Genomic DNA, 25,952 nt, shown 5'->3' with positions numbered 1-25,952 from the left:
AAATCCAAATCCGCAACAATTAAGACACATTTTATATTGAACGTCCAATCAAAAACCGCTTTAATGGTTAACCAACGCTGATGAATGGAGTGGCAAAAATGCCCAAAGTGGGGATGCAGCCGATCCGGCGCAGGCAGCTTATCGACGCCACGCTGGAAGCAATAAATGAAGTGGGAATGCACGACGCGACGATCGCGCAGATCGCCCGTCGGGCAGGCGTTTCCACGGGGATCATCAGTCACTATTTCAAAGACAAAAACGGCCTGCTGGAAGCGACCATGCGCGACATCACCGGCCAGCTGCGCGATGCGGTATTAAGCCGCCTGCACGCCCTGCCGAACGGCAGCGCGGAGCAGCGTCTGCAGGCGATTGTCGGCGGTAACTTTGATGAAACCCAGGTGAGCAGCGCGGCGATGAAGGCCTGGCTGGCCTTCTGGGCAAGCAGCATGCATCAGCCCATGCTCTACCGCCTGCAGCAGGTGAGCAGCCGCCGCCTGCTGTCGAACCTGGTGTACGAGTTCCGCCGCGAGCTTCCGCGCGAGCAGGCCCAGGAGGCGGGCTACGGGCTGGCGGCGCTGATCGACGGGCTGTGGCTGCGCGCCGCGCTGAGCGGCAAGCCGCTGGATAAGACCCTGGCGCAGTCGCTCACCAGCCACTTTATCAGCCAGCATTTACCGACCGACTAACCGAGGAGAATTTATGTCCCGAATGGCAGAACAGCAGCTTTATATCAATGGTGGTTATACATCGGCCACCAGCGGTCGCACCTTCGAGACCATCAACCCGGCCAACGGTGACGTTCTGGCGACCGTACAGGCTGCCGGGCGTGAAGACGTCGACCGCGCCGTGGAAAGCGCAAAACGCGGGCAAAAAATCTGGGCGGCGATGACCGCCATGGAGCGCTCCCGCGTTCTACGTCGCGCCGTCGACATCCTGCGCGAGCGCAACGACGAGCTGGCAAAGCTGGAAACCCTCGACACCGGTAAAGCGTATTCCGAAACTTCCACCGTCGACATCGTCACCGGCGCGGACGTGCTGGAGTACTACGCGGGGCTGATCCCGGCGCTGGAAGGCAGCCAGATCCCGCTGCGTGAGACCTCATTCGTCTACACCCGCCGCGAGCCGCTGGGCGTGGTGGCGGGCATCGGCGCGTGGAACTACCCGATCCAGATCGCCCTGTGGAAATCGGCCCCGGCGCTGGCGGCAGGTAACGCGATGATCTTCAAGCCGAGCGAAGTGACGCCGCTTACCGCCCTGAAGCTTGCCGAGATCTACACCGAAGCGGGCCTGCCGGACGGCGTGTTTAACGTCCTGCCGGGCGTGGGCGCAGAGACCGGCCAGTACCTGACCGAGCATCCGGGCATCGCCAAAGTCTCCTTTACCGGCGGCGTCGCCAGCGGCAAAAAAGTGATGGCGAACGCCGCGGCCTCGTCCCTGAAAGAGGTGACGATGGAACTGGGCGGTAAATCGCCGCTGATTATTTTCGACGATGCGGATCTGGATCTCGCGGCGGACATCGCCATGATGGCCAACTTCTTCAGCTCCGGCCAGGTCTGCACCAACGGCACCCGCGTGTTTGTTCCGGCTAAGTTCAAAGCCGCGTTTGAGCAGAAAATCACTGAACGCGTGGGCCGCATCCGCGCGGGCGATCTGTTCGATGAAGCGACCAACTTTGGCCCGATGGTCAGCTTCCCGCACCGCGACAGCGTGATGCGCTACATCGCCAAAGGCAAAGAGGAAGGCGCGCGCGTGCTGTGCGGCGGCGACGTGCTGAAGGGCGAAGGCTTCGATAACGGCGCGTGGGTGGCCCCAACCGTGTTCACCGACTGCACCGACGAGATGACCATCGTGCGCGAAGAGATCTTCGGCCCGGTGATGTCCATCCTCACCTATGAGTCCATTGAGGAAGCGATTCGCCGCGCCAACGACACCGACTACGGGCTGGCGGCAGGCATCGTCACGGCCGACCTGAACCGCGCCCACGGCGCCATTCATCAGCTCGAAGCGGGCATCTGCTGGATCAACACCTGGGGTGAATCCGCCGCAGAGATGCCGGTCGGCGGCTACAAGCACTCCGGCATTGGCCGCGAGAACGGCGTGATGACGCTGCAGAGCTACACCCAGGTGAAGTCCATCCAGGTTGAGATGGGTAAATTCCAGTCCATATTTTAACCGGGAGGTTTATTTGCAATTTGACTACATCATTATCGGGGCCGGCTCTGCCGGCAACGTGCTGGCTACACGACTGACTGAAGATCCGAACACCACCGTCCTGCTGCTTGAAGCAGGCGGACCGGATTACCGCTTTGACTTCCGCACCCAGATGCCCGCCGCGCTGGCGTTCCCGCTGCAGGGCAAGCGCTACAACTGGGCGTACGAAACCGAGCCAGAACCCTTCATGAACAACCGCCGCATGGAGTGCGGACGCGGCAAAGGGCTGGGCGGCTCGTCATTGATCAACGGCATGTGCTACATCCGCGGTAACGCGATGGACCTCGACCACTGGGCGAAAGAGCCGGGCCTGGAGCACTGGAGCTACCTCAACTGCCTGCCCTACTACCGCAAGGCAGAGACCCGCGACGTGGGGCCGAACGACTATCACGGCGGCGACGGTCCGGTGAGCGTTACCACCTCGAAACCGGGCGTGAACCCGCTGTTCGAGGCGATGGTGGAGGCGGGCGTACAGGCGGGCTATCCGCGCACAGACGATCTCAACGGCTATCAGCAGGAGGGCTTCGGCCCGATGGATCGCACGGTCACCCCGCAGGGCCGACGCGCCAGCACCGCCCGCGGCTATCTGGATCAGGCGAAACCGCGTCCGAACCTGACCATCCGCACCCACGCCATGACCGATCGCATCCTCTTTGAGGGCAAACGCGCGGTGGGCGTCGAGTGGCTGGAGGGTGAAAGCACCATCCCCTCCAAAGCGACGGCAAAAAAAGAAGTGCTGCTGAGCGCCGGGGCGATTGCCTCCCCGCAGATCCTCCAGCGCTCCGGCGTGGGCAACGCTGACCTGCTGAAGCAGTTCGATATTCCGCTGGTGCACGATCTGCCCGGCGTGGGAGAAAACCTGCAGGATCACCTGGAGATGTACCTCCAGTACGAATGTAAAGAGCCGGTCTCGCTCTACCCTGCCCTGCAGTGGTGGAACCAGCCGAAGATTGGCGCGGAGTGGCTGTTTGGCGGCACCGGTATAGGTGCGAGCAACCACTTCGAAGCGGGCGGGTTTATCCGCAGCCGCGAGGAGTTTGAGTGGCCAAACATTCAGTACCACTTCCTGCCGGTGGCGATTAACTACAACGGCTCGAACGCGGTGAAAGAACATGGCTTCCAGTGCCACGTCGGCTCCATGCGCTCCCCGAGCCGTGGACACGTGCGCATCCAGTCGCGCGATCCGCATCAGCATCCGGCGATTCTGTTCAACTATATGTCCCACGAGCAGGACTGGCAGGAGTTCCGCGACGCGATCCGCATCACCCGCGAGATCATGCACCAGCCCGCGCTGGACAAGTACCGCGGCCGCGAAATCAGTCCGGGTATTGACTGCCAGACCGACGAGCAGCTGGACGAGTTCGTGCGCAACCACGCGGAAACCGCCTTCCACCCGTGCGGCACCTGCAAGATGGGTTACGACGAGATGGCGGTGGTCGACGGCGAAGGCCGCGTTCACGGGCTGGAAGGGCTGCGCGTGGTGGATGCGTCGATTATGCCGCAGATCATCACCGGCAACCTGAACGCCACCACCATTATGATTGGTGAGAAGATTGCCGACGCCATTCGCGGTCGCGAGCCGCTGGCGAAGAGCACGGCGGCGTATTATGTGGCGAACGGGGCACCGGTGAGACGCTAAGTCATTTGCCCTCTCCCCACCGGGGAGAGGGAATTCACTTCCCCGCCACAAATTTATTTTCATTTCCCTGCATCCAGTTTCCCCCCGCCCCTCGTATATGAGTATGTGAGCAACGCCTTTGCTCCTTAATCCGAGGATAAATGATGAAAAAGCTACTCAGTGTTGCATTCGTATCCAGCGCGATACTCTTCTGTGCAGGCGCATCAGCAGCCATGACGTCAGACACCGTGATGGTGGGCGGAGCGGCGATGTTCCCGAGCAAAAATATTGTTGAAAACGCCGTGAACTCGAAAGATCACACTACGCTGGTGGCCGCCGTCAAAGCGGCCGGGCTGGTGGATACGCTCCAGAGCAAAGGGCCCTTCACCGTGTTTGCCCCAACCAATGCGGCGTTTGCGAAATTGCCTGCCGGCACGGTCGAGAACCTGGTCAAACCCGAAAACAAAGCCACGCTCACCAGCATCCTGACCTATCACGTGGTCGCCGGTAATTACGATATGAAAGCGCTGGAGCAGAAAATTAAACAGGGCGGCGGCCACGCGGAGCTGAAGACCGTTAACGGTCAGCCGCTGTGGATCATGAGCAACGGCCCGCACAATATTCAGCTCAAGGATGGTAAAGGTAACGTGGCGAACATCAGCACCTACGACGTCCATCAGAAAAATGGCGTGATCGATGTGATTGATACCGTCCTGATGCCTAAGTAGTTGTCTATACTTCGGAAGTGTGACGTTGCCTTCCGGAAAAAACATGGATAACGCGCTGGCTGAACAGCAGTTGAAATTAATGCAGGCGATCGCTAACGGCGATCGCCGCGCATTTGAACAACTTTACCGACTCACATCGCCTCACCTGTTTGCCGTTGCGCTGCGCATGCTGCGCGACCGCGCCTGGGCAGAAGAGATCCTGCACGACTGTTTTGTCACCGTCTGGAGTAAAGCCGAAACCTACAACGCTGCACTGAGCTCCCCGATGACCTGGCTTACGCATATTGTTCGCAACCGCTGTATTGACTGGCTGCGCAGCGGGCAAACCCGGGCTGGAGCCCGTGAAGAGTCGTATTCGGAAGATATTCTGCTGAGCGAAAGCGATGAGCAGAATAACTGGCACGACGATGCGCAGGCTGAGCGGCTCAGGCATTGTCTCGAACATTTGAGCAGCGAGCAGCGCCAGAGCATTACGCTCGCCTACTATCAGGGAATGTCTCACAGCGACATTGCCGACTGGCTCCAGCAGCCTGTAGGCTCGGTGAAAAGCTGGATACGTCGGGCAATGGATCATCTTCGGGAGTGCGTGGGGCTATGAATGACGCAGAAAAACGCGACGACATGCTGGCAGCAGAGTATGCCCTCGGCACGCTGCGGGGAGGAGCGCGGCTTCAGTTCCAGAAAAGGGTCCTCCGTGAACCGGCTCTGGCCGCCCGCGTAGCGTACTGGCAGGACATGTTCAGCACGCTGGATAGTCATCTTGTGCCCGTCCCTCCACCCGAGACGGTGTGGAAAAGAATCGCCCTCGACCTGCCGCCCAAAAAGCCTTTACGCAAAAGTCGGCCTTATGTCGGCTGGATGGCTGCGGCCTCCCTCGCCGCCCTGTCGGTCGTTGCCTGGTATGCCATCCGTACCCCGGAACTCGTTCCGCTGATGGTCCTCAACGATGCCCAACAGCACGGGGAATGGGTCGTTAGCGCGGATGCCAGCCGCCAGCACTTAAGCATTGCCCCTCTTCGGCCGACGGCCGTCGCGGCGCAACACAGCCTCCAGCTTTGGCTGATCCCAGGCGGGCAGGCGCCGGTCTCCATGGGGCTGCTTCATAACGACATACCGACACGCGTCACCCTCAGGAACACAACGCTCCCTCCTGACGCCACGATAGCCATAAGCCTTGAACCAGAGGGCGGATCGCCCACTGGGCTCCCCACAGGCCCGGTGCTTTACAGTGGCAAATTGTAATTCTCAGGCCCTGTTCGCAGGGCCGCTATCGTGCCCCCATTTCATTTATATACTTTTCTCGGTTACCTATAAGAATTAAATATTAAGCCTGTAATTAATGTAATTATTAAAAAACGACATTGACAGACTCTTGCGTACTCCATTAAGTTTTAAACGAACATTATTTTATTTCCGATACACAATATATCAAAAACCGCATTAATGAATTTGTCATTATTCATTAATGCTTCTCTGCCTTTTATTTTTTGCATCACTCAATAGCGAGATAAGATCATGAATAATAGTGCAAACAAGGTTGTTGTCATTACCGGTGCCAGCAGCGGTATTGGTGAGGCGATTGCCCTCCATTTAGCGAATAACGCGTTTTCGCTGGTGCTGGTGGCGCGCCGTCTGGACAGAATTAATGCCCTGGTGGATCAGATTATTCAGCAAGGCGGCAAGGCGATAGCCGTGAAGGCCGATGTCACCCGTCAGGAGGAGGTTCAGCGCGCCATTGACGCTGCCGTTGCCGCCTACCAGCGCGTGGATGTGCTAATCAACAACGCGGGCTTTATGGCTATCGCCCCGCTTAGCGAGCTGAAAACCGACGAATGGGACAAGATGATTGACACCAATCTGAAAGGGGTGCTGTACGGCATCGCGGCCGCGTTGCCGGTGTTCCAGCGTCAGGGCAGCGGACATTTTATTAACGTTGCCTCCGTCGCGGGCATCAAGGTGCTGGCACCTGGCGGCGTGGTGTACAGCGCCACAAAATTCGCCGTCCGCGCGCTGAGTGAAGGCTTACGTCAGGAGGCGGGTAAAACTATCCGCACGACGCTTATTTCGCCCGGCGCCGTCGAAAGCGAGCTGCAATTCGGCAGCTCTGACGAAGAGAGTAAAAAATTTCTCCATGAGTTTTATAAGCAGGCTATTCCGGCTGACGCAATAGCCCGCGCGGTTTTATTTGCCATAGAACAGCCTGGCGACGTTGATATTAATGAAATTGTTGTGCGTCCAACGCAGGAAGAATTTTAGCCTGCGTTAAATAATGCTGAATGAGGTGTCAGTATGATTAAATCATTAACGTCCTTATCAGATCTCAATATGCGAACGGGTGCCGATATTCTTCTTGAAGTGCTGGAGAGTGAAGGCGTGGAATATATTTTTGGCAACCCCGGCACCACCGAGCTTCCTCTGATTGATGCCCTGCTTCGCCATGAAAATATTCACTATATTCTGGCGCTTCAGGAGAGCACCGTGGTGGCGATTGCCGACGGCTATGCGAAAGCCTCCGGCAAAACGGGCTTTATCAATTTGCATACCGCGAGCGGCCTGGGGCACGGCATGGGGAATCTCATTAATTCGCGGATCATGAAAACCCCGCTGGTGGTGACCGTTGGACAGCAGGATACGCGGCACTACGTCCGCGACCCGCTGCTGTATGACGATATTGTTTCCATTGGCTCCCCGGTCATGAAATGGGCGCAGGAGGTCACCAGCGCCGACCAGCTCCCGGTGCTGGTGCGCCGCGCGTTTCACGCTGCCAGCTATCCTCCGGCCGGTCCGGTGCTGCTCTCCCTGCCGATGAACGTGATGGAAGAGCTGAGCGATGCCGGGATACAGACGCCGTCGAGAGTGAACTACCACACCGTGGCGGGCTCGCTGGACGAGCTGGCGGAGGCGCTCAGCGAGATCGCGCCGGGCAGGATCATGATTGTGGCGGGCGATGAGGTGCACTCCAGCGGCTCGACGCAGGAGATTGTCGAGCTGGCGGAAGCGCTCAGCGCCCACGTCTACGGCTCCTCCTGGCCGCTGAATTTGCCTTTTCCCACTCAGCACGCGCTCTGGCGGGGCAATATGCCCACCACCGCCAGCGAAATCGCCAGCATCATCAATGCCTACGATGCCGTATTTATCATCGGCGGCAGAAGCCTGATCACCATTTTGTACAGCGAGGGCGAGGCTATTCCGGCGACCTGCGCGGTGTACCAGCTCTCGGCGGATATGCACGAGCTTGGCCGCACCTATGCCACTCGCCTTTCGGTGATGGGGGATATCAAACTGTCCCTGCACGAACTGCTGCCAAAGCTTAAGCAGCGCCTGATCGCCAGCACGCTGGCCCACCAGCGGCTGCTGGTGGCGGCCCGCGACGAACGAGAGAAGGAGTGGCAGCAACAGGAAGAACGTCTCGCCGCCGAGCGGCTACGCCCGGCCCTTTCGCCGATGGTCGCAGCCTGGGAAGTCATCCGATCCATTCCGGCGGGTACCACCATCGTGGATGAGGCGATAGCGACCGCCAGGCATGTCCGCCGGTTCATCTCTGACCAGCAGCACCAGCGCTACTACTTTATGCGCGGCGGCGGACTGGGCTGGGGGATGCCCGCAGCAGTAGGTCACTCGCTTGGGCTGGGCCGCGAGCCGGTAGTGTGTTTAGTTGGAGACGGAGCCTCCCTCTACTCGCCGCAGGCGCTCTGGACGGCGGCACACGAAAATCTGCCGGTCACCTTTATCGTCATGAATAACAGGGAGTACAACATCCTGAAAAACTTTATGAAGAGCCAGGCTGACTACAGCTCAACGCGGCTGGGGCGTTTTATCGGGATGGACCTGGTGAACCCGCATATCGATTTTCAGTCGCTGGCCACCGCCATGGGCGTCCACTGCTGCCGGGTGACCGAGGCTGCGGATATCGCCGAAGCGGTAACGCGCGGCCTGCAGTCAGGAAAAACCAACCTGATTGAAATCGCGATTTCCGCGGATTAACCGCGCGTTTACGCTGTACCCTACATAAAAAACTTATAACCGAAACGCCTCAAGCCGCTTTATCTGCCGCCCTTCATCGTCAAAATTCTCTGCCGCCAGCCAGGCGCGCAGCTCCGCGTCTCTTTGCGGCCATTCGCCGTCAATAATAGAAAGCATATCGCTGTCGCGGTTGCGCCCTTTGCGCACCAGCTTCTGGCGCAGGCGTCCTTCCCAGACAAACCCCAGCCGCTCCGCCGCCCTGCGCGACGCCACGTTCATGGAATCGCACTTCCACTCGAGGCGCCGGTAGCCGTGCTCAAACGCATTTTTCAGCAGCAGCCACACCGTTTCGGTGCCGATGCGGGAACCTTTCATTTTGCGCGACCAGGTGACGTGACCAATTTCCACCGAGCCCAACAGCCGCTCGTTGGCCATATAGCTCACCAGCCCCACCGCCCGTTCGGTGCGTAAGTCAATGACGGCAAACGGCACCAGCTCATCGTCCATGACCTTCGCCATGATCCAGTGCGCCGTGGCTTCCACGCTCGTGGGCTGCGTGCTGGCAAGCCACGTCCAGTCGCTGTCGTCGCCCAGCGCGTAGGCCTCAAAGAGATCGGCCGCGTGGCGATCGGCGTCCAGCGGCTCCAGGCGACAATACTGGCCGAACAGCGGCGTGCGGGTTAACGCGCGCGCGCCTTTCCAGTCGGGAACGATATCGTTAACGGTTTGACCATGTTGATTGATTTCGGGCACGGCGGTGACTCCCTGAAAGGTAAGGCATTTGTTATAGCAGGTTAAAAAGCAGGCGAAAAGCAGCGTGTTTTAATAGCCCGAGCGCATGCGATATTCCCGGAAGGCATAAGTAAAGCTGAATTTCGACTTTGTGGAATGTCACCGTCGCCCTAACGTAGCGGAGTATAAAACAATCACAATATATTCTTCTCAGGGATCGCTATGACAAAAAAACTGTTGCCGTTACTGGTGCTGGCTGCGCTCTCAGGCGCCGCCCACGCCGCTACGCCGCCCAACACGCTGGTGGTTGCCCAGGGGCTTGATGACATCGTGAGCCTCGACCCGGCCGAAGCCAACGAGCTCTCCAGCATCCAGACCGTGCCGAGCCTGTACCAGCGTCTGGTGCAGCCGGACCGCGATAATCCGGAAAAAATCACGCCGGTTCTGGCAGAAAGCTGGGACGCGGACGCGGCAGCAAAAACCCTGACCATCAAGCTTAAACCCGATGCGACATTCGCCTCCGGCAACCCGCTGCGCCCGGAAGACGTGATCTTCTCTTATACCCGCGCCGTGACGCTGAACAAATCCCCGGCCTTTATCCTCAACGTGCTGGGCTGGGACGCGAGCAACATCGCCAGCCAGCTGAAGAAAGTGGACGATCATACCCTCCAGCTTCACTGGACGGCGGACGTCAGCCCATCGGTGGCGCTGAATATTCTCTCCACGCCGATTGCCTCTATCGTTGATGAAAAAGAGGTCGCCGCGAATGTGAAGGATAATGACTTCGGTAACGCGTGGCTGAAAATGCACTCGGCGGGCAGCGGCGCGTTCAAAATGCGCGTCTATCAGCCGCATCAGGCCATCGTGCTGGAAGCTAACGACTCCGCGCCCGGCGGCGCGCCGAAGCTGAAAAGCATCATCATTAAAAACGTCCCCGATCCGGCTTCACGCCGCCTGCTTGTCCAGCAGGGGGATGCGGACGTGGCGCGCGATCTGGGTGCAGATCAGATAAGCGCCCTGGACGGCAAGCCGGGCGTGAAGGTGCTGAGCATCCCTTCTGCGGAGCAGAATTACCTGGTGTTTAACACCGGCAACAGCGCCAATCCGCTGCTGAACAACCCGGCGTTCTGGGAAGCGTCGCGCTGGCTGGTCGACTATGACGGCATCACGAAGAACCTGCTGAAAGGCCAGTATTTTGTTCACCAGAGCTTCCTGCCGGTCGGCCTGCCGGGCGCGCTGGAAGACAATCCGTTTAAATTTGACCCGGCAAAAGCGAAGGCAATCCTCGCCAAAGCGGGGATTAAGGACGCGCACTTCACGCTGGACGTGGAGAACAAGCCGCCGTTTATCACTATTGCCCAGTCGATGCAGGCGAGCTTTGCGCAGGGTGGCGTGAAGGTGGATCTGCTGCCTGCCGCCGGGAGCCAGGTCTATGCCCGCGTGCGCGCGAAGCAGCATCAGGCGGCGATTCGTCTGTGGATCCCGGACTACTTCGATGCGCACTCCAACGCCAGCGCCTTCGTGTGGAACGACGGGAAGTCCAGCACCGTGGCCGGTCTGAACGGCTGGAAAATCCCGGAGCTAAACAAGGCCACGCTGGCGGCGGTAGCCGAACCGGATCCGGCGAAACGTCTGGATCTGTACAAGAAAATGCAGGAACAGCTGCAGCAAAGCTCGCCGTACGTGTTCGTCGATCAGGGCAAAACCCAGATCGTGGTGCGCGATAACGTGAAGGGGTATCAGCAGGGGCTGAACGCGGATATGGTCTGGTACGATCGCGTCACGAAGTAGCCCTTGTTGCCGGGTGGCGCTGCGCTTACCCGGCCTGTGTTCTCGGTTTTTGTAGGCCGGGTAAGGCGAAGCCGCCACCCGGCATGAAGAGATTTTCCATGCCACATCTTTCCACCCGCGTGCTTCAGGGTCTGCTGACCCTGCTGCTGACGCTTTTCGGGCTGCTGCTCGTCACGTTTGCGCTCTCGGCGTTTTCACCGGTCGATCGCGTGCTGCAGATCGTCGGCGATCACGCCAGCCAGTCAACGTACGATCAGGTTCGCCACCAGCTTGGGCTGGATCGTCCCCTGCCCGTGCAGTTCTGGCACTACCTGCAAAACCTTGCCCACGGAGATTTAGGCATCGCCAGCGCCACCGGGCAGCCGGTGCTGCAGGATCTGCTGCACGCCTTCCCCGCCACGCTGGAGCTGGCGACCCTGGCGTTAATCATCGGGTCCGTGCTCGGCGTGACGGCCGGGGTGCTGTGCGCCCGCTACGCCGGTTCGCCGCTCGATTTAGCGATCAGAACGCTCACCCTGCTCGGCAACTCGGTGCCGATTTTCTGGCTTGGCCTGCTGATGCTGGCCCTGTTCTACGCGAAGCTGCAGTGGAGCGCGGGCCCCGGCAGGCTGGACGACATCTGGCAGTTCGCCGTCGAGCCGCGCACCGGCTTTGCGCTGATAGATACCTGGCTTTCCGGCGATCGCGAGGCGTTTCGCAACGCCATCAGCCACCTGGTGCTGCCGGTGGTGCTGCTGGCGTACTACTCGCTGGCGAGCATTACCCGCCTGACCCGCTCCGCCTGCCTCGGCGAAATGAACAAGGAGTACATCCTGCTTGCCCGCGCCAAGGGTGCCGGGGAGATGACCATTCTGCTGCGCCACGTGCTGCCGAACATTCGCAGCACCCTGCTGACGGTGATCGCCCTGGCCTATACCAGCATGCTGGAAGGTGCGGTATTAACCGAAACCGTCTTCTCGTGGCCGGGCATCGGACGCTATCTCACCACCGCCCTGTTTGCCGGAGACACCACCGCGGTCATGGGCGGCACGCTGCTGATCGGCGTCTGCTTTGTGCTGATCAATAACCTTACCGACCTGCTTGTGCGGGCGACCGATCCCAGGGTGCGCTGATGCCGTTTTATCTCTTCTTACGCCGCCTGCGCCGCTCCCCTGCCGCCGTTTGCGGGCTGATTGCCCTGGCGCTGCTGGTGTTTATTGCCCTGTTCGCGCCCTGGCTGGCACCGGTTGATCCGAACTGGCAGGACGCCGCCGCGCGCCTGCAGGCACCGAACGACCAGCACTGGCTGGGCACCGACAGCTACGGGCGCGATCTGCTCTCGCGCCTGATTTACGGCACCCGTCCGGCGCTCGGGCTGGTGGCATTAGTCACCGTTATCACCCTGCCCGCCGGGCTGCTGGTGGGGATTCTGTCCGGCTACTACGGCGGCTGGCTGGAGCGAGTCCTGATGCGCTTTACCGACGTGGTGATGTCGATGCCGCGCCTAATCCTCGCCTTCGCGTTTGTGGTGATGCTCGGCCCGGGGCTGGTCAACGGCGCGCTGGCGCTGGCCTTAACCACCTGGCCCGCCTACGCGCGTCAGGCGCGGAGCGAGATTCAGCGTCTGCGCCACAGCGATTATCTGGCCGCCGCGGAGATGATGGGGATCCGCGGCTCGCGCCTGCTGGTCGGCCATATTCTGCCCCTGTGCCTGCCGTCCGCGATTGTGCGGCTGGCGCTGGATCTGGCGGGGATTATTCTGGCCGCCGCCGGTCTCGGCTTCCTCGGCCTTGGCGCACGTCCGCCCATGGCCGAATGGGGGGCGATGATTGCCGACGGCATGCAGGTGATTTTCGACCAGTGGTGGATTGCCGCTATTCCGGGCGGAGCGATTCTGTTTGCCAGCCTGGCGTTTAACCTGTTAGGCGATGGCCTGCGCGACGTACTGGAGCCACAGCATGACTGAACACCGCGTCATCGTCGATGCGCTGAATATCGACTACCCCGCCGCACGCGTGGTCAACAACCTGAGCTTTACGCTTGGCAACGAGCGGCTGGCGCTGGTGGGGGAATCCGGCTCCGGCAAGTCCATGTCCGCCCGCGCCCTGATGGGTCTGGTGCGTAAACCCGGTATCGTGAGCGCCAACCGGCTTAACGTGCTGGGCAACGATCTGCTGACCCTGAACGCCCGCCGCTGGCAGGCGCTGCGCGGCAACGGGATTGCGATGGTCCTGCAGGATCCGCGCTACGCCCTTAACCCCGTGAAAAGCGTCGCCGACCAGCTTGATGAGGCGCTGACCCTGCATCAGCGCCTGCCGCGTCCGGAGCGTACGGCGCGTATTCACGACATCCTCCGCGCCGTCGGGCTGGGCGAGAACGTGCTGTCACGCTATCCCGGCGAACTTTCCGGAGGCATGGGCCAGCGGGTGATGATTGCGATGGCGCTGATCAACAACCCGCAGGTGCTGATTGCCGACGAACCGACCTCCGCGCTGGACGCCCGCCTGCGCAACCAGATCCTCGAGCTGCTCGTGCAGCAGTGCGAAGAACGCCAGATGGCGATGCTGCTCATCAGCCACGATCTGCCGCTGGTGGCGGAGCACTGCGACCGCGTGCTGGTGATGTATCAGGGCGAAAAGGTCGATGAGATGGCGGCAAGCCGGCTCCCGCAGGCGACGCATCCGTACACGCGCACCCTGTGGACCTGTCGTCCAGACGCCCATACCTATGGGCAGATGCTGCCGACGCTCGACCGTTCGCAGCCGTGGAAGGAGGCCAGCGATGGCGATCGTTGAGGTTAACCAGGTGCAGGTCGCCTTCGGGGAAAAAACGGCGGTTTCGGCCGCCAGCTTTAGCATTGAGAAAGGCGAGACGTTCAGCCTGATCGGTGAATCCGGCTGCGGGAAATCGACTATTCTGCGCGTGCTGGCGGGGCTGCAGCGCGAGTGGCGCGGCAGTATTGCGATGCTGGGAGAAGCGTTAACGCCAGGGCGACGCTTTGAAGGCGAGCTTCGCCGCAACGTGCAGATGGTGTTTCAGGATCCGTGGGCGTCGCTGCATCCCAACCACACGATTTCTCGCACGCTGTCGGAGCCGTTGAACATTCGCGGCGAGACGCAGGTCGCGGAGAAGGTGGCCAATGCGCTGCACGAGGTGGGGCTCTCCGCCGACGCGGGCAGGCGCTACCCGCACCAGCTTTCCGGCGGCCAGCGTCAGCGCGTTGCGATTGCCCGCGCGCTGCTGCTGCGCCCGCAGCTACTGCTGCTGGATGAACCGACCTCGGCGCTGGATATGTCGGTGCAGGCGGAAATCCTGAACCTGCTTAATCGCCTGAAGGCCGAGCATGAGATGACCTATCTGCTGGTGAGCCACGACGCGGACGTGATTGCCCATATGTCCGACCGGGCGGCATTGATGGCGCACGGGAAGATCCAGAAGGTGTTTAACCGTGAGGCGATGTTACGGGGCGAGCACAGGATGGGTTAAGTGCGTGCGGCGGTGCCCGGTGGCGCTGCGCTTACCGGGCCTACGTTTCGTGCCGCGTTGATGGTTTTTCGTAGGCCGGGTAAGGCGTGCCGCCACCCGGCAAACAATTACTTCAGCAGCTTCACCGTGGCATCGATGTCGATCTCATCTTCGGTGAAGATCAGCGTCGTATTCTGGAAGGTGGTGATCGCCAGCTTCTTCACCGTGCGCATTTCGCCCGGCTTTTTATCGGATTTTGGCTTGATGCTGTTCATCAGCAGGCCCACCGACAGCACCGCGTTCTCTTTGTCGATTTTGGTATCAACGGGCTCTTCTTCGCTGAACACCACGAAGGATTTGATCGAGGTGAGCTTTACGCGCTCGCCTGCGATATAGAGATGTTTGCTTTCGGGGATCACCTTCACCGCGTAGGCGGAAAGGCCTTTGTTGTTGGTGGTAGGCTCGAAGGTCACCGCGGCATCTTTCTTAATCAGATCGGGGTTCGCGACCTTAATCACATGAAAATAGCGGTTGTCGCCGTTTTCATCTTTGATAAATCCAAAGCCTTTATCTTTAAACCACGTTGTGATTGTACCGTTCATCGCTGTTACCGCCTGTCAGATCGTAATGACTAAAGTTTTGCAGCGCGCAGTGTAATGCACAATGACGGAGGAGACAAAAAAAAGCCCCTGCACGGGGGCAGGGGAAAACTCATGTCAGAGCTTATTAGAATTTAGTTGAACACCATCCCACCATCGATGAGCAGAGACTGGCCTGTCATGTAGTCAGAGTCCGGTCCTGCCAGGTATGAGACGCAGGCGGCGACATCTTCCGGCTCGGACAGGCGGCCAAGCGTAATGCGTTTGGCAAAAGTCTCGGTTCCGTAGCCGAGCGGTTTACCCGCCGCCTCAGAGACCTGACGGTCGATCTCCGCCCACATCGGCGTTTTCACGATGCCCGGGCAGTAGGCGTTAACGGTGATCCCCAGCGGAGCAAGATCCCGCGCGGCGGTCTGAGTTAGGCCGCGCACCGCGAATTTACTGGAACTGTAGACGGCCAGCTCCGGGTTACCGGTGTGGCCCGCCTGGGAGCAGGCGTTAATGATCTTGCCGCCGTGCCCCTCTTTGCGAAACGCGTCAATCGCGGCCTGGATCCCCCAGATCACCCCTTTTACGTTGATGTTGTAGACCTTATCGACAATCTCCGGCGTGATGGATTCGATTGGCGTGGATGGCGCAACCCCGGCGTTATTGACGATCACGTGGAAACCGCCCAGCGCGGTGCGGGCTTTCTCTACCGCCGCAAATACCTGCTCGCGGTCAGAGACGTCCACCTTCACGGCGACGGCGTTACCGCCGTTGCGGATAATTTCATCGGCCACGGCTCTGGCCGTCTCCGCGTTATAGTCGGCGATGGCGACGGCAAAGCCATCCTTCACCAGGCGAAGCGCAATCGCTTTACCAATCCCCTGGCCTGAGCCTGTTACGAGAGCAACTTTTTGCATTTCTCTGTCCTTATGTTGAGTCACAAAATCTGGCTGAGATGGAGCTGGCCCATCAGCAGCGGGTTATCGCTGTAGTCGACGGGAATGGCCACCACGGCCGGGCCATCCACATCCATTGCCGCGCGCAGCGTGGGTTCGAGCGCGTCGGCGCTCTCCACGGCAAAGCCTTTCGCGCCAAAGGCGTCGGCATAGACTTTGAAATCGACCGGGCCGAACTCGACGCCGGAAAGACGCTGGTATTTTTTCTCTTCCTGAATGGCAACCATGTTGTAGCCGTTATCCACCCAGATGATGTGCAGCACGTTAGCGTTGAGGCGCACCGCGGTTTCCAGCTCCATGCTTGACTGCAGGAAGCCGCCGTCACCGGAGACCGACACCACCTTGCGGCCCGGGTTGACCAGCCACGCGCCAATGGCCCACGGCAGCGCGACGCCCATGGTCTGCTGGCCGTTGGAGATCATCACCTGGCGCGCCCGGAAGCTGTAGAGGTAGCGGGCGATCCAGATGTGGAAGCTGCCCATATCCACGGTGAGCGTCACATCGTTATTCACGATGTCCTGCATGGCTCGCACGATGCGCAGCGGATGCAGGGCGAACTGGTTGAGCGAGGCGCCGCGGCGATCGAGCAGATCGCGCTGATGCTGGCGGTCGACCAGAATTTCGGAGGCCCGCTGGCTCAGATCCAGCTTGTGATCGATACGGTTCGCGAGCTGATTCAGCGTTTCGGCGATGTCCCCCACCAGCTCCAGATCCGGCACGTAGTTACGTTCTTCATAGGCAGGCAGCACGTCGATGTGCACCAGCGTGGCGTCGCCGCTGTTCCACATGGACGGCTCGTACTCCACCGGGCTGTAGCCGATGCAGATAATCAGGTCCGCCAGATGGAGCAGCCTGTCGCCCGCCTGGTTATTGAACAGACCGACGCGTCCGGCGAAGCGGGTGAAGTGCTCCTGATTCACCGCGCCGGCGGCCTGATAGGTGCTGGTGACCGGAATACGGCTTTTCTCCAGCAGCGTGCGCAGCGCCGCGCTGTTGGCGGGCTGGCTCGCCATCAGCCCCAGCAGGATGACCGGGTTTTTGGCCTTTTCGATAAGCTTCGCCACGTCATTGATAGCGGATTCCGGTGCCGGGCCCATCAGCGCGGGACCGCTGGCGGGTAAAATCGCCCCCGTCGCGGGCTGGTCGACAATATCCTGCGGCAGGCTGACGAACGCGCCCCCCGGCCTGCCGTGCTCGGCGGCGCGAAACGCATTCGATACCACTTCAGCAATCGCGTCCGGCGCACTCACCTCCACGGCGTATTTGGTGACCGGGCTGAACATGGCGACGGTGTCCATGCTCTGGTGCACCAGCTTGGCTTTATCCGCCCGCTTCACCGCCCCGCCCAGCGCCACCACCGGGTCGCCTTCGCTGTTGGCGGTAGCGATGCCGGTGATCAGGTTCGAGCAGCCCGGTCCGGAAGTGACCAGCGCCACCCCGGCCTTGCCGGTCAACCGCCCTACCGCCGCCGCCATAAACGCCGCGTTCGCCTCGTGACGCACCGGGATGATCTCAATGGAGGAGTCCAGCAGAGAGTCAAAGACCTTGTCGATTTTCGCCCCCGGGATCCCGAACACCTGCTTCACGCCCTGCGCTTCCAGCTGGCCGACAACCAAATCGGCGCCGTGCGCCCACTGACGTGACTGTTTCTCACTGTTCACGGTAGTTCTCCTGTTAGTTTTCGACGGCACGGATCGCCGCATCCAGATTGCTGGGGTGAAGGTTGGCCTGTAAAAAGGCGCTGTCGGCGGGCAGGTCAATCATCAGCTTGTGAATTTCACCGAAGGTGAGCACGCCGCTCTCCAGCTGGTAGTCAAGCAGATGGCCCCCGCCCTGACGGTCGTCGGTGATGAAGTGTTCGTGGTAGCCCGCCACGTTGATCCCCTGCATATGCTGCGGCGTGCGGAACCCGACCAGCACCCCTTCGCGCTGGTTAAAGCGGAACACCGGCTGGTCGTCCAGCACGTCGGTCATCGCGCGGTACGGCGGCGTCTGGCGCGGTACGGTGCGGGTGTGGGCATGGCGGAAGTTGCCGTCAATGCGCAGCGCGCAGAACAGATTGTCGGAGGGGATCTGCTGGTCGATGACGTCGTGGATCTGCTGACGGCTGACCGGCGCGTCGAAGGTTTTGCGGTACTGCGGCTGGAACCAGGTCATCACCGCAAACGGCGTTTTTTGCTCCGGCTTCGCGGCCCGGGCGCTGCCGTCGGCGCGCAGCTGGTACACCTGGCTGCTGAAGGCAATCATTTCGCCGTCCAGCTCGTTGAAGGTGCCCAGACCAAAATCACCGTGTGCCAGCAGATCGGCGATGGTGGTCTCTCCTTCATACACGCCGCTTAGCAGGGCGCTCATTAGCGATGTCTGATAGATCACGCTGTCAGGATGCTGGGCAGAGAACCCGCGCAGGGTCTCGCACAGGCTGGCTTCACAGTCGCAGGCAGATGAATGCACCATCATGCTCGTCCTCTTCAACTTTATTTAGAAAGGTTAAATAAATGTTGACCCGATTCAGCAGAGAGTTCCAATATAGAAACCATGCTGGTTTGAGACGTTTTAGATATGGAACTTCGTTATCTGCGGTATTTTGTCGCGGTTGCACGCGAGCGACACTTCACCAGGGCGGCCGAAGCGCTGGGTATTTCACAGCCTCCTCTGAGTCAGCAGATCAAACGGCTCGAAGAGGAAGTGGGCACGCCGCTGTTCAGACGCCTGACGCGGGGCGTGGAGCTGACCGAAGCGGGAGAAGCCTTCTACGAGGACGCCTGCAAGATCCTGGCGCTGAGCGACGCCGCGCTGGAGAAAGCCCGCGGCATCGCGCGCGGGCTGAACGGTAACCTGTCGATTGGCATCACCAGCTCCGATGCTTTTCATCCCAAAATTTTCGCGCTGATTCGCCAGTTTCAGGTGCAGAACATGGCGGTGCAGGTTCACCAGGTGGAAGCCAATATGTCGTCGCTGACGACGATGCTGGCGGAGGGTGAACTGGATATCGCCTTCGTGCGCCTGCCGTGCGAGAGCAGCAAGGCGTTCGAGTTAACCATCCTCGATCGGGAGCCGATGGTGGTGGCGCTGCATCGCGACCATCCGCTGGCGGCGTGCGATTCGCTGGCGTTAGAGCAGCTTCGGGATACGCCGGTGGTGTTGTTCCCGCAGGAGGTCGCGCCCGGCCTGTACGACCGGGTTCACGGCTGCTGCGAGCGGGCCGGGATCGACGTGCAGCACGCGCTGCAGTCGTCACAGCTTTCATCCTCCCTGAGCATGGTTTCCGCCGGCGGCGGGTTTGCGCTGGTGCCGAAATCCATGGCGGCCATTTCTCCGCCGAATGTCACCTACCACGCGCTGAGCTCGCCGGAGCTTTATACCGATATCGCGCTCTGCTGGCGGCGCTTTGAACGCTCGCGGACGGTGAAGCGGTTTCTGGCGATGATGAGCGAGGGGTAGCGGCCGGTTTGGTTGGTGGTTTTTGTAGGCCGGGTAAGGCGTAGCCGCCACCCGGCAATGCCCTTCTGGAAGCCGCCTCGCAAACCTGCAAGCAACCTGATGTAATTAAGGGTTATCCCCTTTCCTTCCTTTTTTCACCGCCGTAAAGTGCCTGCGTTGCGGCCCATCCGTAACCGGGCGTAGGAACCCGTTAGCATAACGTGACATTTTTACCTAAAGAGGATGCTAAATGGCTACTGTCCCTGAGTTTTCTTATGCGCTCTCTGAAGAAAGCGCCGTTCACCACCTCATCGACCTTCAACTTTGCGATTCCGCAGATCTCTTCGAACTGGCTGACACCTGCGCCGCCTGCGTGAGCGTGCTGGTTGAAACTGACGATCCTGTGACATTTTCTATACTTTGCGAGCGCTTGCTGGCACTGCTTAAACGCCTGCGTGAATGTTGCGATACAGAACTTCCCCCGCATCTGGTTGAAAGGCTTATCGCAGGAGAAAAGATCGTTTCCTGCGTGCCAGACTGCTGGCAGGAGACGACGTTGCAGGTGGATTATGCCGTGGCGTTAACGCTGGCGGTGATGGGCGGGACACTGCCTGCGCGCGTGGCGAAAGAACTCACCGGGTTGCTGCACGATATGGTCTGGCTGCTGGCGGAGTTTGTGAAGGAGCCGTATATTACGGCGCACTGAGACGGGTGATGGGCCGGAATTCTGCTGCTGCGGATGGGGGAGCATTTCGGCCAGATACCCCTCTCTTTTCCTGGTAATTGCTTGCGGAACGCCATCTGATACTCTGGCTGCACTCAAGGGATGACAAGGAAGAGAAATGCTGAATCCTGGATTCGTAACCCGCAAAGCGCTTGCTCAGTGGAAGGATGTCCCCGCTTTTTTACCTCAGTTCCAGTTTCATGAAAAACACCGAACGGTCATTCATACTGCGCATCCCGAACATATTCTGCCGTTGATTGCAAACTTTGACGTTCGGCAAGATGTCGTCATTCGGCGGCTGATGTTTTTACGGCAATTACCCCAGAAATTTCTGCGTAATCAGCAGGCTAACTCCATCGGCAACTTTGGCCTGCACAGTTTTACCCTTTTGAAAAACTCAGCATCTGAGCTCTGCTATGGCTTGCGAGGACAGTTCTGGCGTTCAGATTTTGGTCTGGAAAAAGTACCGGATGTCAGCGCTTTTCAGACGTCAGTGACGCCGGGCAGCGCGACATTGTTGCTGCGCTATCAGGTAACGGAATTGGCGCCAGGCCAGCATGAACTCAGTACAGAAACGTTCGTCGATTGCCCGGACAGAAGCACCCGGCTCAGGATGGCGGCTTACTGGCTGATAATCCGGGCGGGCAGCGGCTGGATCCGCAGGAGAACGCTGAAAGCGGTTAGGTTGAATATCGAGAAGCTGGACTGAAGTGCAACAGATAACCTTATGGCGTTCAGCGTTAGCACTTCGCTTTAAATATCCGTTTCCGGACGAGAACTGCCGGGAAGAAATGTTTGAGGAGCGGTTATTAGCAAAAAGCGGTACCGATCAACCGCCTTTAAAATGAATACCTGCGCGGCGGATATTCACCCTTAACACAAATTTACGCGGAAAATTACCTGTACAGTACACTTATTTATCGGTCAGTTGTGTTTGTAATAGACTTCGTTTAATCTATTGTTAATTATAAAATTTACCAAAGGTTCATATATGGAATGGGGATGCATAAAGTGTGGGGTCGAAATACCTCAGGACAGAGAGTTTTGCGACAGTTGCGAAGATAAAAACTTCAGGAAAATTGGAGGCTTTCTTTTTCTCCCTCTTATAGGATTAATGGTCACTGCTGCTTCCTATCTTTTTGCAATGACAGATGCATTTAAATTTACGATAGAAAACTATTCGCATTTGAATGCAAATGCAAAAATCTTCTTCATGCTTTCCCTGGTTATTTATATAGGCGAATTTCTTTTTACAGTCACCGTTCTTTCATTTTTCCTAAAAAAGAAGAAATCGCTACCAAAGCTTTATATTTTGTTTTTAATATCAATCGTGACGACAATGTCATTTAATACCTACTTGCTTTACATATTAATTCCTGGCGCTGAAATTGGCTATAATGAACTTGTGCCAATTTTTAGAAACGTGATAACAGCTTTGATTTGGATTCCCTATTTCATAACATCTGTTCGCGTAAAAAGAACGTTTATCAGATAAAAGCACGTGTGGCTTCATCATTTGATGCCTGTGCATGCAGAGCTCTATTGTTCAACGTCCCGGCATCAAAACTGAGCGGAGGCTATCACCCTCCGCTCATGATAGGGAAAGGGTAGAAAAGCGGGCAAGGTCCGCTTTAAGCAAAGAAAGGACATACCTCAATAACTGAAACTATATCCATCCAGGCAAAAAGCATGGGGAGGCTTATCACTCTGGTAAGTAAATATCAGTGTTTTTAATGCTTTCATACCACTCCATAGCTTTTGCATAATCTTGCGGCACTCCTTTCCCATAGTAATAAAGATTTCCAATATTTTTTTTAGCATTGGCATTACCGTTACTGGCCGCTTTAAGATACCACGTCATAGCCTGAGCATAATCTTGCGGTATACCCTCTGCTTTTTCATACATGACGCCAATGTTATTTTGAGCTTCAGCATGGTTTTGTTGTGCGGCTTTTAAATACCACTCCATCGCTTTTGAATAATCTTTTTTAACCCCTTGCCCAGAAACATAACAAAATGCCACATTATTTTGGGCTTGAGCATAATTTCGAAGAGCTGATTTCATGTAAAATTCAAAAGCTTTATGGTAATCCACCTCAACACCTAGCCCTTTCGCATACATAACTCCCATTTTATTTTGCAGTTCAGGACTTATATCACTTTGGTTGTTTTTCTTGACAGCGCAAGAAGTTAACATCAGAGTAATAAAAAGCATGCACGTTATTTTTTCCATTTCTCGTTCCGTTTCGGTTTAAATCAACTTACTCATTCAATAAAAATCATTTATATAAAAATTAGCTTATTCTCTAAACATTTATCACGTTGGTTAATCAAGGAGGAAGCAAATCGTCGCTCTGCATGTTGGTTAATTGATGTTGTAAATCCAGGCAAAGTGCCCAGTGCTTTTCAACAGGTATCGTAACTCGCGAACGCTTTTCTACAGACAACTGCTGTTCGGTCCAGAGAAAAGGATAGAAAGAATAAACGAGATTACAATTCATTAAAGCCATCTCTTCGCGCCAACCCGTCCAGCGTACATTTTTATAGAATAAATCCAAATCTCCGCAAAGTGCCCAATGTAGAAAACCTGAATAGTGGGTATCGAGGCTCTCCCATTCAAGAGTATCCGGAGCAAAGTAATATATCCCACCGAGATCTTTACCTAATTCTCCCCCGTTAAGTGCAAAAAAACCTCCAGATGCATCATCAGCAATTAATAATGCCTGAAATGTCTGACCAGCAGTTATCAATTGCGTCCATGAAGCCAGACTTCTTGACAGTCTGGTGTGACCTGAGCCTAAAATTCGCAACCAACCATTATCAATGAGTATTCCTCCCGTTTCATATGAAATTGCCCCAAGCGGAGAGAAAGTAGTTATCTGAAGCTGATGTAAATCAGCGCGTGCTTGCGCAAGGTTACAAGGTAAGACTTCATAGCTATTGCTTGCTTCTTGCAGCCATTGTTTCACTGAATGCCAGCCAGATCTCTTTTTATCAATTAATTCAGCTAGTTCCCTCATCCTTTTCCCTCATTCAAACTACGCTAGTTTACATTATTTATCGGACGCTAAACCGATAACATGAGCATGAAATCAGAGAATTTGGTCGGCAACGGCCGTTATGTTTGAAGAGCGGACACGATCACCAACTTCAGCTATTATGGTTTACGAAGTTTTATTTGAGGCGCTCTTTCCCCTTCAGGTAGAAGCTCGCAAGAAACATCAGTTTTTTTCTTATCGCATCATGCCTGATTGGACAGCAATTTCGATTAAAGGAGGAATCAATGTCACATTCATCATCAAAAAGAAAAGTCTTAGACATAGAAGCTCCTCTTGCGCATAGAGCATCACACGCACGGAGTTGCGCAAACCACGTAGCGAATAGATTGGGAATCACCCGCAGCGAGCTACTGATGAAGGTTGAGAGTGATACAGGCGCAAGTCTGATATCGCCACTCACAGAAGATGAGTTAATGAATGCGTTTTATTATATGGAAAACCTTTAAGAGAGACAGCTATGAGCGAAAAACGGTCCTTTAATCCATTCTGTATCAGATGCAGGACTAACACTAGCATGTGATAATCAACCGGGGATAGGTCATCGCATCCGGTCAGGTAGTGGCGATGTGATTCTACGTTGTGAGAAATGAAAAAAGATATTTGGTGTAAAAAATGACGAAAATGGACGATGACTTTTTAGAATATGATCTGGACTGGTTTTTATCCAGCCAGGAAGGGTACTTAGCGCATTTTGCAACAGCAGGTCAGGGGCCGATTCCTGAAAGGATCAAGTCATCTGTCGAGGACTTTAATTTTATTCTTGATTATATTTACTCACTGGAACCCTTGTCAGAGGTGTATGTCATAGAAGGCAATTTGCCTGCATTTTCAAATGACAATCAACGTTCTTCCTATCTGCGCTCATTTGTTGAGATGTCAAGTAAAGGATTGTTCAGCTACGACTATGAACAAGGTGGATATAAATTAATTTCGAAACCAAAAACACCATTGAAATATGAAATATTGCCAAATGAAGTGAAAGGCGTGATTTATGTTGCAGATATAGAAATTGACTTATAGATATGATGTGCTGATGCGACCTGTGCTCAATTTTTTGACAAATAATAGCCATAGAAAGTCCGATCTTGTCACAGCGCGGATCGGCTCGAAGATCGATGTCCGCTGTGAGCGTAGAGCGGAAATTGTCTTTATGAATGACTTTTACATTGCCAAATAAATTATTATTTTCCGCTTTTTCTGGTTAATCACGAACACCATCATAATCGTTAAGTATTTGCATTAACATTATTCTTGGTATGTCTTTTGTGGATATTCTGAAACTGGTACTCAGGCGCGAGGCAATCATAGCGGAAGTAATTTTATTATCATCGTAGGCGATGGTCATATGCTTTCCGATATTCTGTCGGGTCATGTCCGACAACCTTTTGCCACATTCATCGGAAAATCTAAAGACTAAATTCTCTGCACCTATCTCATCCTTCTCTACATAATCAATTGTCTTTACACATCCAGAATCAAACAAAGTTTTCTCATTACCGACCGAAAAAATAAAACTCCCTTTTGCTGCAGTCGATGTCAATGGCACAAGCACCACGAGTAACAACACCCCAAATTTGATTTGCATCTTCTTCTCCTTTTATTTGTTGACCTGCTCCCCATAAATTAACATATCTCAACATTATCCACGTCTGCTTTTGGCACAAAGCAGACATTCATATTCACATCTATCATCTTCCCCCTCTTTCGCCCCACAGCCACGCTTGCCCATTATTTTGCCGAACGGAAAAACAGTAACCGTTAACCCGGCCCCTCGCTCCCCGCCGCCAGCAGCGGCACCACCACGTCGCTGATGGGCACCGCAATGCCGTGTTTGCGGCCGTAGCGCTGGATCACGCCGTTGCGGATGTCCCACTCCATCGGGCGATCCGCCTGACGGTCAGCGAGAATCGACGTGCCGAGGTCCTCAGGCGTGCGCTGGAAGTTCGCCAGAATCTCCTGCGCAACGTCATCGGCCAGCTTCGCCCCCTCAGCGCGGGCGACAGTAAGCCCTTCCCGCAGATAGGCCAGCGAAAGTTCGCTGATATCCTCGCGCCTGAACATCCCTGCACGGCGGTTAGCGAGCACCATCAGCCCGGCGACCGCGTTTTGCAGCAGCTTGCGCCAGGCGACGGTGGGGAAATCAGCCGAGAGTTCAACTTCACAGTGCGTACCGCGAAGCGCCTCCACCACCCGCTGCGCCTGCGGCACGTCCGGCAGCGTCAGGCGCGGCTTCGCCCGTAGCCAGACGGAGGCATCCGGCTCGCGCTGCGCCGGGAACCAGACCACCGACGGCAGCACCGTTGCGCCACTGACTAAAGGCTCAAGCTGCGCCTTCTGCTCTACGCCATTTTGCAGCGCGCAGACCACGGTATTTTCATCGCAAAGGGCGCGCAGCCACCCGGCGCTGTCGGCATTTTGCGTCGTTTTTACCGCGATAAACACGAGGTCAACGGGGCGCGTGATGGCCGCTGGATCGGTTAATACCGGACCGGGCACCACCGTTTCACCCTCATCGTGACGCAGGCGTAATTCCGGATGCGCGGTGCGTCCGCAGAGCAGCGGCGTGCGGCCCGCGTCATGCAACACCGCGGCAATGGTGGTGCCAATCGCACCGGGACCAATCAGCGCAATGGTTGGATAGTCAGACATGAGTCACTCCCCTTTTGCTAAGCCTGCTATCAGTTATACCACCCTGAGACGAGCGCGCCACACCCGTTGT

Annotated in this window: 27 protein-coding genes; 18 read left to right on the top strand and 9 right to left on the bottom strand. The window is 56.8% G+C overall.

Features of this window, described 5'->3' with window-relative positions; genetic code table 11:
- Nucleotides 1–98 precede the first annotated feature (98 nt).
- The 8 genes from betI (at nucleotide 99) to PI91_RS08395 (ending at nucleotide 8,541) form a co-directional block, all read left to right on the top strand.
- The gene (gene betI / locus PI91_RS08430; RefSeq protein ID WP_008500977.1) at nucleotides 99–686 is read left to right on the top strand and encodes a transcriptional regulator BetI; all 588 of its coding nucleotides are present in this window, start codon (nucleotides 99–101) and stop codon (nucleotides 684–686) included.
- Nucleotides 687–699: 13 nt separating this feature from the next.
- The gene (gene betB, locus PI91_RS08425; protein ID WP_039265918.1) at nucleotides 700–2,172 is read left to right on the top strand and encodes a betaine-aldehyde dehydrogenase; all 1,473 of its coding nucleotides are present in this window, start codon (nucleotides 700–702) and stop codon (nucleotides 2,170–2,172) included.
- A gap of 13 nt (nucleotides 2,173–2,185) precedes the next feature.
- A complete protein-coding gene (gene betA, locus PI91_RS08420) occupies nucleotides 2,186–3,850 on the top strand; it encodes a choline dehydrogenase (protein WP_023293075.1) in 1,665 nt (554 codons plus the stop codon).
- 143 nt (nucleotides 3,851–3,993) lie between these two features.
- Nucleotides 3,994–4,557, top strand: a complete 564-nt coding sequence (locus PI91_RS08415; protein WP_023326865.1) for a fasciclin domain-containing protein — start codon at nucleotides 3,994–3,996, stop codon at nucleotides 4,555–4,557.
- A gap of 43 nt (nucleotides 4,558–4,600) precedes the next feature.
- A complete protein-coding gene (locus PI91_RS08410) occupies nucleotides 4,601–5,155 on the top strand; it encodes an RNA polymerase sigma factor (protein ID WP_039265917.1) in 555 nt (184 codons plus the stop codon).
- Complete coding sequence (locus PI91_RS08405) at nucleotides 5,152–5,799, top strand: anti-sigma factor domain-containing protein (RefSeq protein WP_039265915.1); 648 nt, start codon at nucleotides 5,152–5,154, stop codon at nucleotides 5,797–5,799. Before PI91_RS08410 ends, PI91_RS08405 begins: the two co-directional genes overlap by 4 nt.
- 273 nt (nucleotides 5,800–6,072) lie before the next feature.
- On the top strand, nucleotides 6,073–6,813 hold the full coding sequence (locus PI91_RS08400) for an SDR family oxidoreductase (RefSeq protein WP_039265914.1): 741 nt from the start codon (nucleotides 6,073–6,075) through the stop codon (nucleotides 6,811–6,813).
- 33 nt (nucleotides 6,814–6,846) lie between these two features.
- Nucleotides 6,847–8,541, top strand: coding sequence for a thiamine pyrophosphate-binding protein (locus tag PI91_RS08395; RefSeq protein WP_039265913.1), 1,695 nt, complete (start codon nucleotides 6,847–6,849; stop codon nucleotides 8,539–8,541).
- A gap of 33 nt (nucleotides 8,542–8,574) precedes the next feature.
- Here PI91_RS08395 and PI91_RS08390 read toward each other — a convergent pair whose 3' ends face one another.
- Complete coding sequence (locus tag PI91_RS08390; RefSeq protein ID WP_032656114.1) at nucleotides 8,575–9,273, bottom strand: GNAT family N-acetyltransferase; 699 nt, start codon at nucleotides 9,271–9,273, stop codon at nucleotides 8,575–8,577.
- A 201-nt stretch (nucleotides 9,274–9,474) separates the two neighbouring features.
- Here PI91_RS08390 and PI91_RS08385 point away from each other — a divergent pair, with 201 nt between their 5' ends.
- From PI91_RS08385 to PI91_RS08365, 5 genes are all read left to right on the top strand, one after another.
- Complete coding sequence (locus PI91_RS08385) at nucleotides 9,475–11,043, top strand: ABC transporter substrate-binding protein (RefSeq protein WP_039265912.1); 1,569 nt, start codon at nucleotides 9,475–9,477, stop codon at nucleotides 11,041–11,043.
- 98 nt (nucleotides 11,044–11,141) lie between these two features.
- Complete coding sequence (locus tag PI91_RS08380) at nucleotides 11,142–12,155, top strand: ABC transporter permease (RefSeq protein ID WP_039265911.1); 1,014 nt, start codon at nucleotides 11,142–11,144, stop codon at nucleotides 12,153–12,155.
- Complete coding sequence (locus tag PI91_RS08375; RefSeq protein ID WP_039265910.1) at nucleotides 12,155–12,988, top strand: ABC transporter permease; 834 nt, start codon at nucleotides 12,155–12,157, stop codon at nucleotides 12,986–12,988. Before PI91_RS08380 ends, PI91_RS08375 begins: the two co-directional genes overlap by 1 nt.
- A complete protein-coding gene (locus tag PI91_RS08370) occupies nucleotides 12,981–13,817 on the top strand; it encodes an ABC transporter ATP-binding protein (RefSeq protein ID WP_039265908.1) in 837 nt (278 codons plus the stop codon). The genes PI91_RS08375 and PI91_RS08370 overlap by 8 nt, the downstream gene beginning before the upstream one ends.
- Nucleotides 13,804–14,508 (top strand): ABC transporter ATP-binding protein, encoded by a 705-nt coding sequence (locus PI91_RS08365; protein ID WP_032674317.1) that lies wholly within the window; start codon nucleotides 13,804–13,806, stop codon nucleotides 14,506–14,508. Before PI91_RS08370 ends, PI91_RS08365 begins: the two co-directional genes overlap by 14 nt.
- A gap of 107 nt (nucleotides 14,509–14,615) precedes the next feature.
- On the opposite strand, the gene PI91_RS08360 is transcribed toward PI91_RS08365, so the two are convergent.
- The 4 genes from PI91_RS08360 to budA form a co-directional block, all read right to left on the bottom strand.
- On the bottom strand, nucleotides 14,616–15,089 hold the full coding sequence (locus PI91_RS08360) for a cold-shock protein (protein ID WP_008499407.1): 474 nt from the start codon (nucleotides 15,087–15,089) through the stop codon (nucleotides 14,616–14,618).
- Between the two features lie 131 nt (nucleotides 15,090–15,220).
- Nucleotides 15,221–15,991: a (S)-acetoin forming diacetyl reductase gene (locus PI91_RS08355; RefSeq protein ID WP_008499406.1), complete on the bottom strand. Its 771-nt coding sequence runs from the start codon at nucleotides 15,989–15,991 to the stop codon at nucleotides 15,221–15,223.
- Between the two features lie 20 nt (nucleotides 15,992–16,011).
- Entirely contained in the window at nucleotides 16,012–17,733 is a 1,722-nt protein-coding gene (gene alsS / locus PI91_RS08350; RefSeq protein WP_369804003.1) for an acetolactate synthase AlsS, read from the bottom strand.
- On the bottom strand, nucleotides 17,705–18,484 hold the full coding sequence (budA, locus tag PI91_RS08345) for an acetolactate decarboxylase (protein WP_031275271.1): 780 nt from the start codon (nucleotides 18,482–18,484) through the stop codon (nucleotides 17,705–17,707). The genes alsS and budA overlap by 29 nt, the downstream gene beginning before the upstream one ends.
- Nucleotides 18,485–18,589: 105 nt before the next feature.
- On the opposite strand from budA, the gene PI91_RS08340 reads away from it, so the two are divergent.
- The 4 genes from PI91_RS08340 (at nucleotide 18,590) to PI91_RS08325 (ending at nucleotide 21,669) form a co-directional block, all read left to right on the top strand.
- Nucleotides 18,590–19,471, top strand: coding sequence for a LysR family transcriptional regulator (locus PI91_RS08340; RefSeq protein ID WP_021242639.1), 882 nt, complete (start codon nucleotides 18,590–18,592; stop codon nucleotides 19,469–19,471).
- A 229-nt stretch (nucleotides 19,472–19,700) separates the two neighbouring features.
- A complete protein-coding gene (locus PI91_RS08335; RefSeq protein ID WP_039265906.1) occupies nucleotides 19,701–20,156 on the top strand; it encodes a hypothetical protein in 456 nt (151 codons plus the stop codon).
- 136 nt (nucleotides 20,157–20,292) lie between these two features.
- Complete coding sequence (locus tag PI91_RS08330) at nucleotides 20,293–20,883, top strand: hypothetical protein (protein WP_008499400.1); 591 nt, start codon at nucleotides 20,293–20,295, stop codon at nucleotides 20,881–20,883.
- Between the two features lie 282 nt (nucleotides 20,884–21,165).
- The gene (locus PI91_RS08325; protein ID WP_039265905.1) at nucleotides 21,166–21,669 is read left to right on the top strand and encodes a DUF2569 family protein; all 504 of its coding nucleotides are present in this window, start codon (nucleotides 21,166–21,168) and stop codon (nucleotides 21,667–21,669) included.
- A gap of 207 nt (nucleotides 21,670–21,876) precedes the next feature.
- Here the strand turns inward: PI91_RS08325 and PI91_RS08320 are convergent, their stop codons facing one another.
- Both PI91_RS08320 and PI91_RS24625 read right to left on the bottom strand, forming a co-directional pair.
- Nucleotides 21,877–22,407: a tetratricopeptide repeat protein gene (locus PI91_RS08320; RefSeq protein WP_052232718.1), complete on the bottom strand. Its 531-nt coding sequence runs from the start codon at nucleotides 22,405–22,407 to the stop codon at nucleotides 21,877–21,879.
- 97 nt (nucleotides 22,408–22,504) lie between these two features.
- The gene (locus PI91_RS24625) at nucleotides 22,505–23,194 is read right to left on the bottom strand and encodes a DUF2625 domain-containing protein (RefSeq protein WP_071580343.1); all 690 of its coding nucleotides are present in this window, start codon (nucleotides 23,192–23,194) and stop codon (nucleotides 22,505–22,507) included.
- Nucleotides 23,195–23,845: 651 nt separating this feature from the next.
- Here PI91_RS24625 and PI91_RS08315 point away from each other — a divergent pair.
- Nucleotides 23,846–24,253: a hypothetical protein gene (locus PI91_RS08315; RefSeq protein ID WP_232764395.1), complete on the top strand. Its 408-nt coding sequence runs from the start codon at nucleotides 23,846–23,848 to the stop codon at nucleotides 24,251–24,253.
- A gap of 181 nt (nucleotides 24,254–24,434) precedes the next feature.
- On the opposite strand, the gene PI91_RS08310 is transcribed toward PI91_RS08315, so the two are convergent.
- Both PI91_RS08310 and PI91_RS08305 read right to left on the bottom strand, forming a co-directional pair.
- Nucleotides 24,435–24,818 carry a hypothetical protein gene (locus PI91_RS08310; RefSeq protein WP_023326846.1) on the bottom strand — a complete coding sequence of 128 codons (384 nt, stop codon included), beginning with the start codon at nucleotides 24,816–24,818 and terminating at the stop codon, nucleotides 24,435–24,437.
- Between the two features lie 173 nt (nucleotides 24,819–24,991).
- On the bottom strand, nucleotides 24,992–25,882 hold the full coding sequence (locus tag PI91_RS08305) for an oxidoreductase (RefSeq protein WP_039265904.1): 891 nt from the start codon (nucleotides 25,880–25,882) through the stop codon (nucleotides 24,992–24,994).
- Nucleotides 25,883–25,952 lie beyond the last annotated feature (70 nt).

The sequence above is a fragment of the Enterobacter sp. FB genome (assembly GCF_000805795.1).
Taxonomy (GTDB): domain Bacteria; phylum Pseudomonadota; class Gammaproteobacteria; order Enterobacterales; family Enterobacteriaceae; genus Enterobacter; species Enterobacter roggenkampii.
Note: the sequence above shows the minus strand (reverse complement) of the source record. Positions and strands in the feature narration are given on the sequence as shown.

Excerpts from the sequence above, each read along its gene's own strand:
- PI91_RS08410 (WP_039265917.1), top strand. The coding sequence starts at position 4,601 with ATGGATAACGCGCTGGCTGAACAGCAGTTGAAATTAATGCAGGCGATC.
- PI91_RS08360 (WP_008499407.1), bottom strand. The coding sequence starts at position 15,089 with ATGAACGGTACAATCACAACGTGGTTTAAAGATAAAGGCTTTGGATTT.
- betI (WP_008500977.1), top strand. The coding sequence starts at position 99 with ATGCCCAAAGTGGGGATGCAGCCGATCCGGCGCAGGCAGCTTATCGAC.
- PI91_RS08315 (WP_232764395.1), top strand. The coding sequence starts at position 23,846 with ATGACGAAAATGGACGATGACTTTTTAGAATATGATCTGGACTGGTTT.
- PI91_RS08375 (WP_039265910.1), top strand. The coding sequence starts at position 12,155 with ATGCCGTTTTATCTCTTCTTACGCCGCCTGCGCCGCTCCCCTGCCGCC.
- PI91_RS08400 (WP_039265914.1), top strand. The coding sequence starts at position 6,073 with ATGAATAATAGTGCAAACAAGGTTGTTGTCATTACCGGTGCCAGCAGC.
- PI91_RS08365 (WP_032674317.1), top strand. The coding sequence starts at position 13,804 with ATGGCGATCGTTGAGGTTAACCAGGTGCAGGTCGCCTTCGGGGAAAAA.
- PI91_RS08395 (WP_039265913.1), top strand. The coding sequence starts at position 6,847 with ATGATTAAATCATTAACGTCCTTATCAGATCTCAATATGCGAACGGGT.
- PI91_RS08335 (WP_039265906.1), top strand. The coding sequence starts at position 19,701 with ATGGCTACTGTCCCTGAGTTTTCTTATGCGCTCTCTGAAGAAAGCGCC.
- PI91_RS08380 (WP_039265911.1), top strand. The coding sequence starts at position 11,142 with ATGCCACATCTTTCCACCCGCGTGCTTCAGGGTCTGCTGACCCTGCTG.
- PI91_RS08370 (WP_039265908.1), top strand. The coding sequence starts at position 12,981 with ATGACTGAACACCGCGTCATCGTCGATGCGCTGAATATCGACTACCCC.
- PI91_RS08320 (WP_052232718.1), bottom strand. The coding sequence starts at position 22,407 with ATGGAAAAAATAACGTGCATGCTTTTTATTACTCTGATGTTAACTTCT.
- budA (WP_031275271.1), bottom strand. The coding sequence starts at position 18,484 with ATGGTGCATTCATCTGCCTGCGACTGTGAAGCCAGCCTGTGCGAGACC.
- PI91_RS08340 (WP_021242639.1), top strand. The coding sequence starts at position 18,590 with ATGGAACTTCGTTATCTGCGGTATTTTGTCGCGGTTGCACGCGAGCGA.
- PI91_RS08325 (WP_039265905.1), top strand. The coding sequence starts at position 21,166 with ATGGAATGGGGATGCATAAAGTGTGGGGTCGAAATACCTCAGGACAGA.
- PI91_RS24625 (WP_071580343.1), bottom strand. The coding sequence starts at position 23,194 with ATGAGGGAACTAGCTGAATTAATTGATAAAAAGAGATCTGGCTGGCAT.
- PI91_RS08385 (WP_039265912.1), top strand. The coding sequence starts at position 9,475 with ATGACAAAAAAACTGTTGCCGTTACTGGTGCTGGCTGCGCTCTCAGGC.
- PI91_RS08405 (WP_039265915.1), top strand. The coding sequence starts at position 5,152 with ATGAATGACGCAGAAAAACGCGACGACATGCTGGCAGCAGAGTATGCC.
- alsS (WP_369804003.1), bottom strand. The coding sequence starts at position 17,733 with ATGCGGCGATCCGTGCCGTCGAAAACTAACAGGAGAACTACCGTGAAC.
- PI91_RS08310 (WP_023326846.1), bottom strand. The coding sequence starts at position 24,818 with ATGCAAATCAAATTTGGGGTGTTGTTACTCGTGGTGCTTGTGCCATTG.
- PI91_RS08330 (WP_008499400.1), top strand. The coding sequence starts at position 20,293 with ATGCTGAATCCTGGATTCGTAACCCGCAAAGCGCTTGCTCAGTGGAAG.
- PI91_RS08305 (WP_039265904.1), bottom strand. The coding sequence starts at position 25,882 with ATGTCTGACTATCCAACCATTGCGCTGATTGGTCCCGGTGCGATTGGC.
- PI91_RS08415 (WP_023326865.1), top strand. The coding sequence starts at position 3,994 with ATGAAAAAGCTACTCAGTGTTGCATTCGTATCCAGCGCGATACTCTTC.
- PI91_RS08355 (WP_008499406.1), bottom strand. The coding sequence starts at position 15,991 with ATGCAAAAAGTTGCTCTCGTAACAGGCTCAGGCCAGGGGATTGGTAAA.
- betB (WP_039265918.1), top strand. The coding sequence starts at position 700 with ATGTCCCGAATGGCAGAACAGCAGCTTTATATCAATGGTGGTTATACA.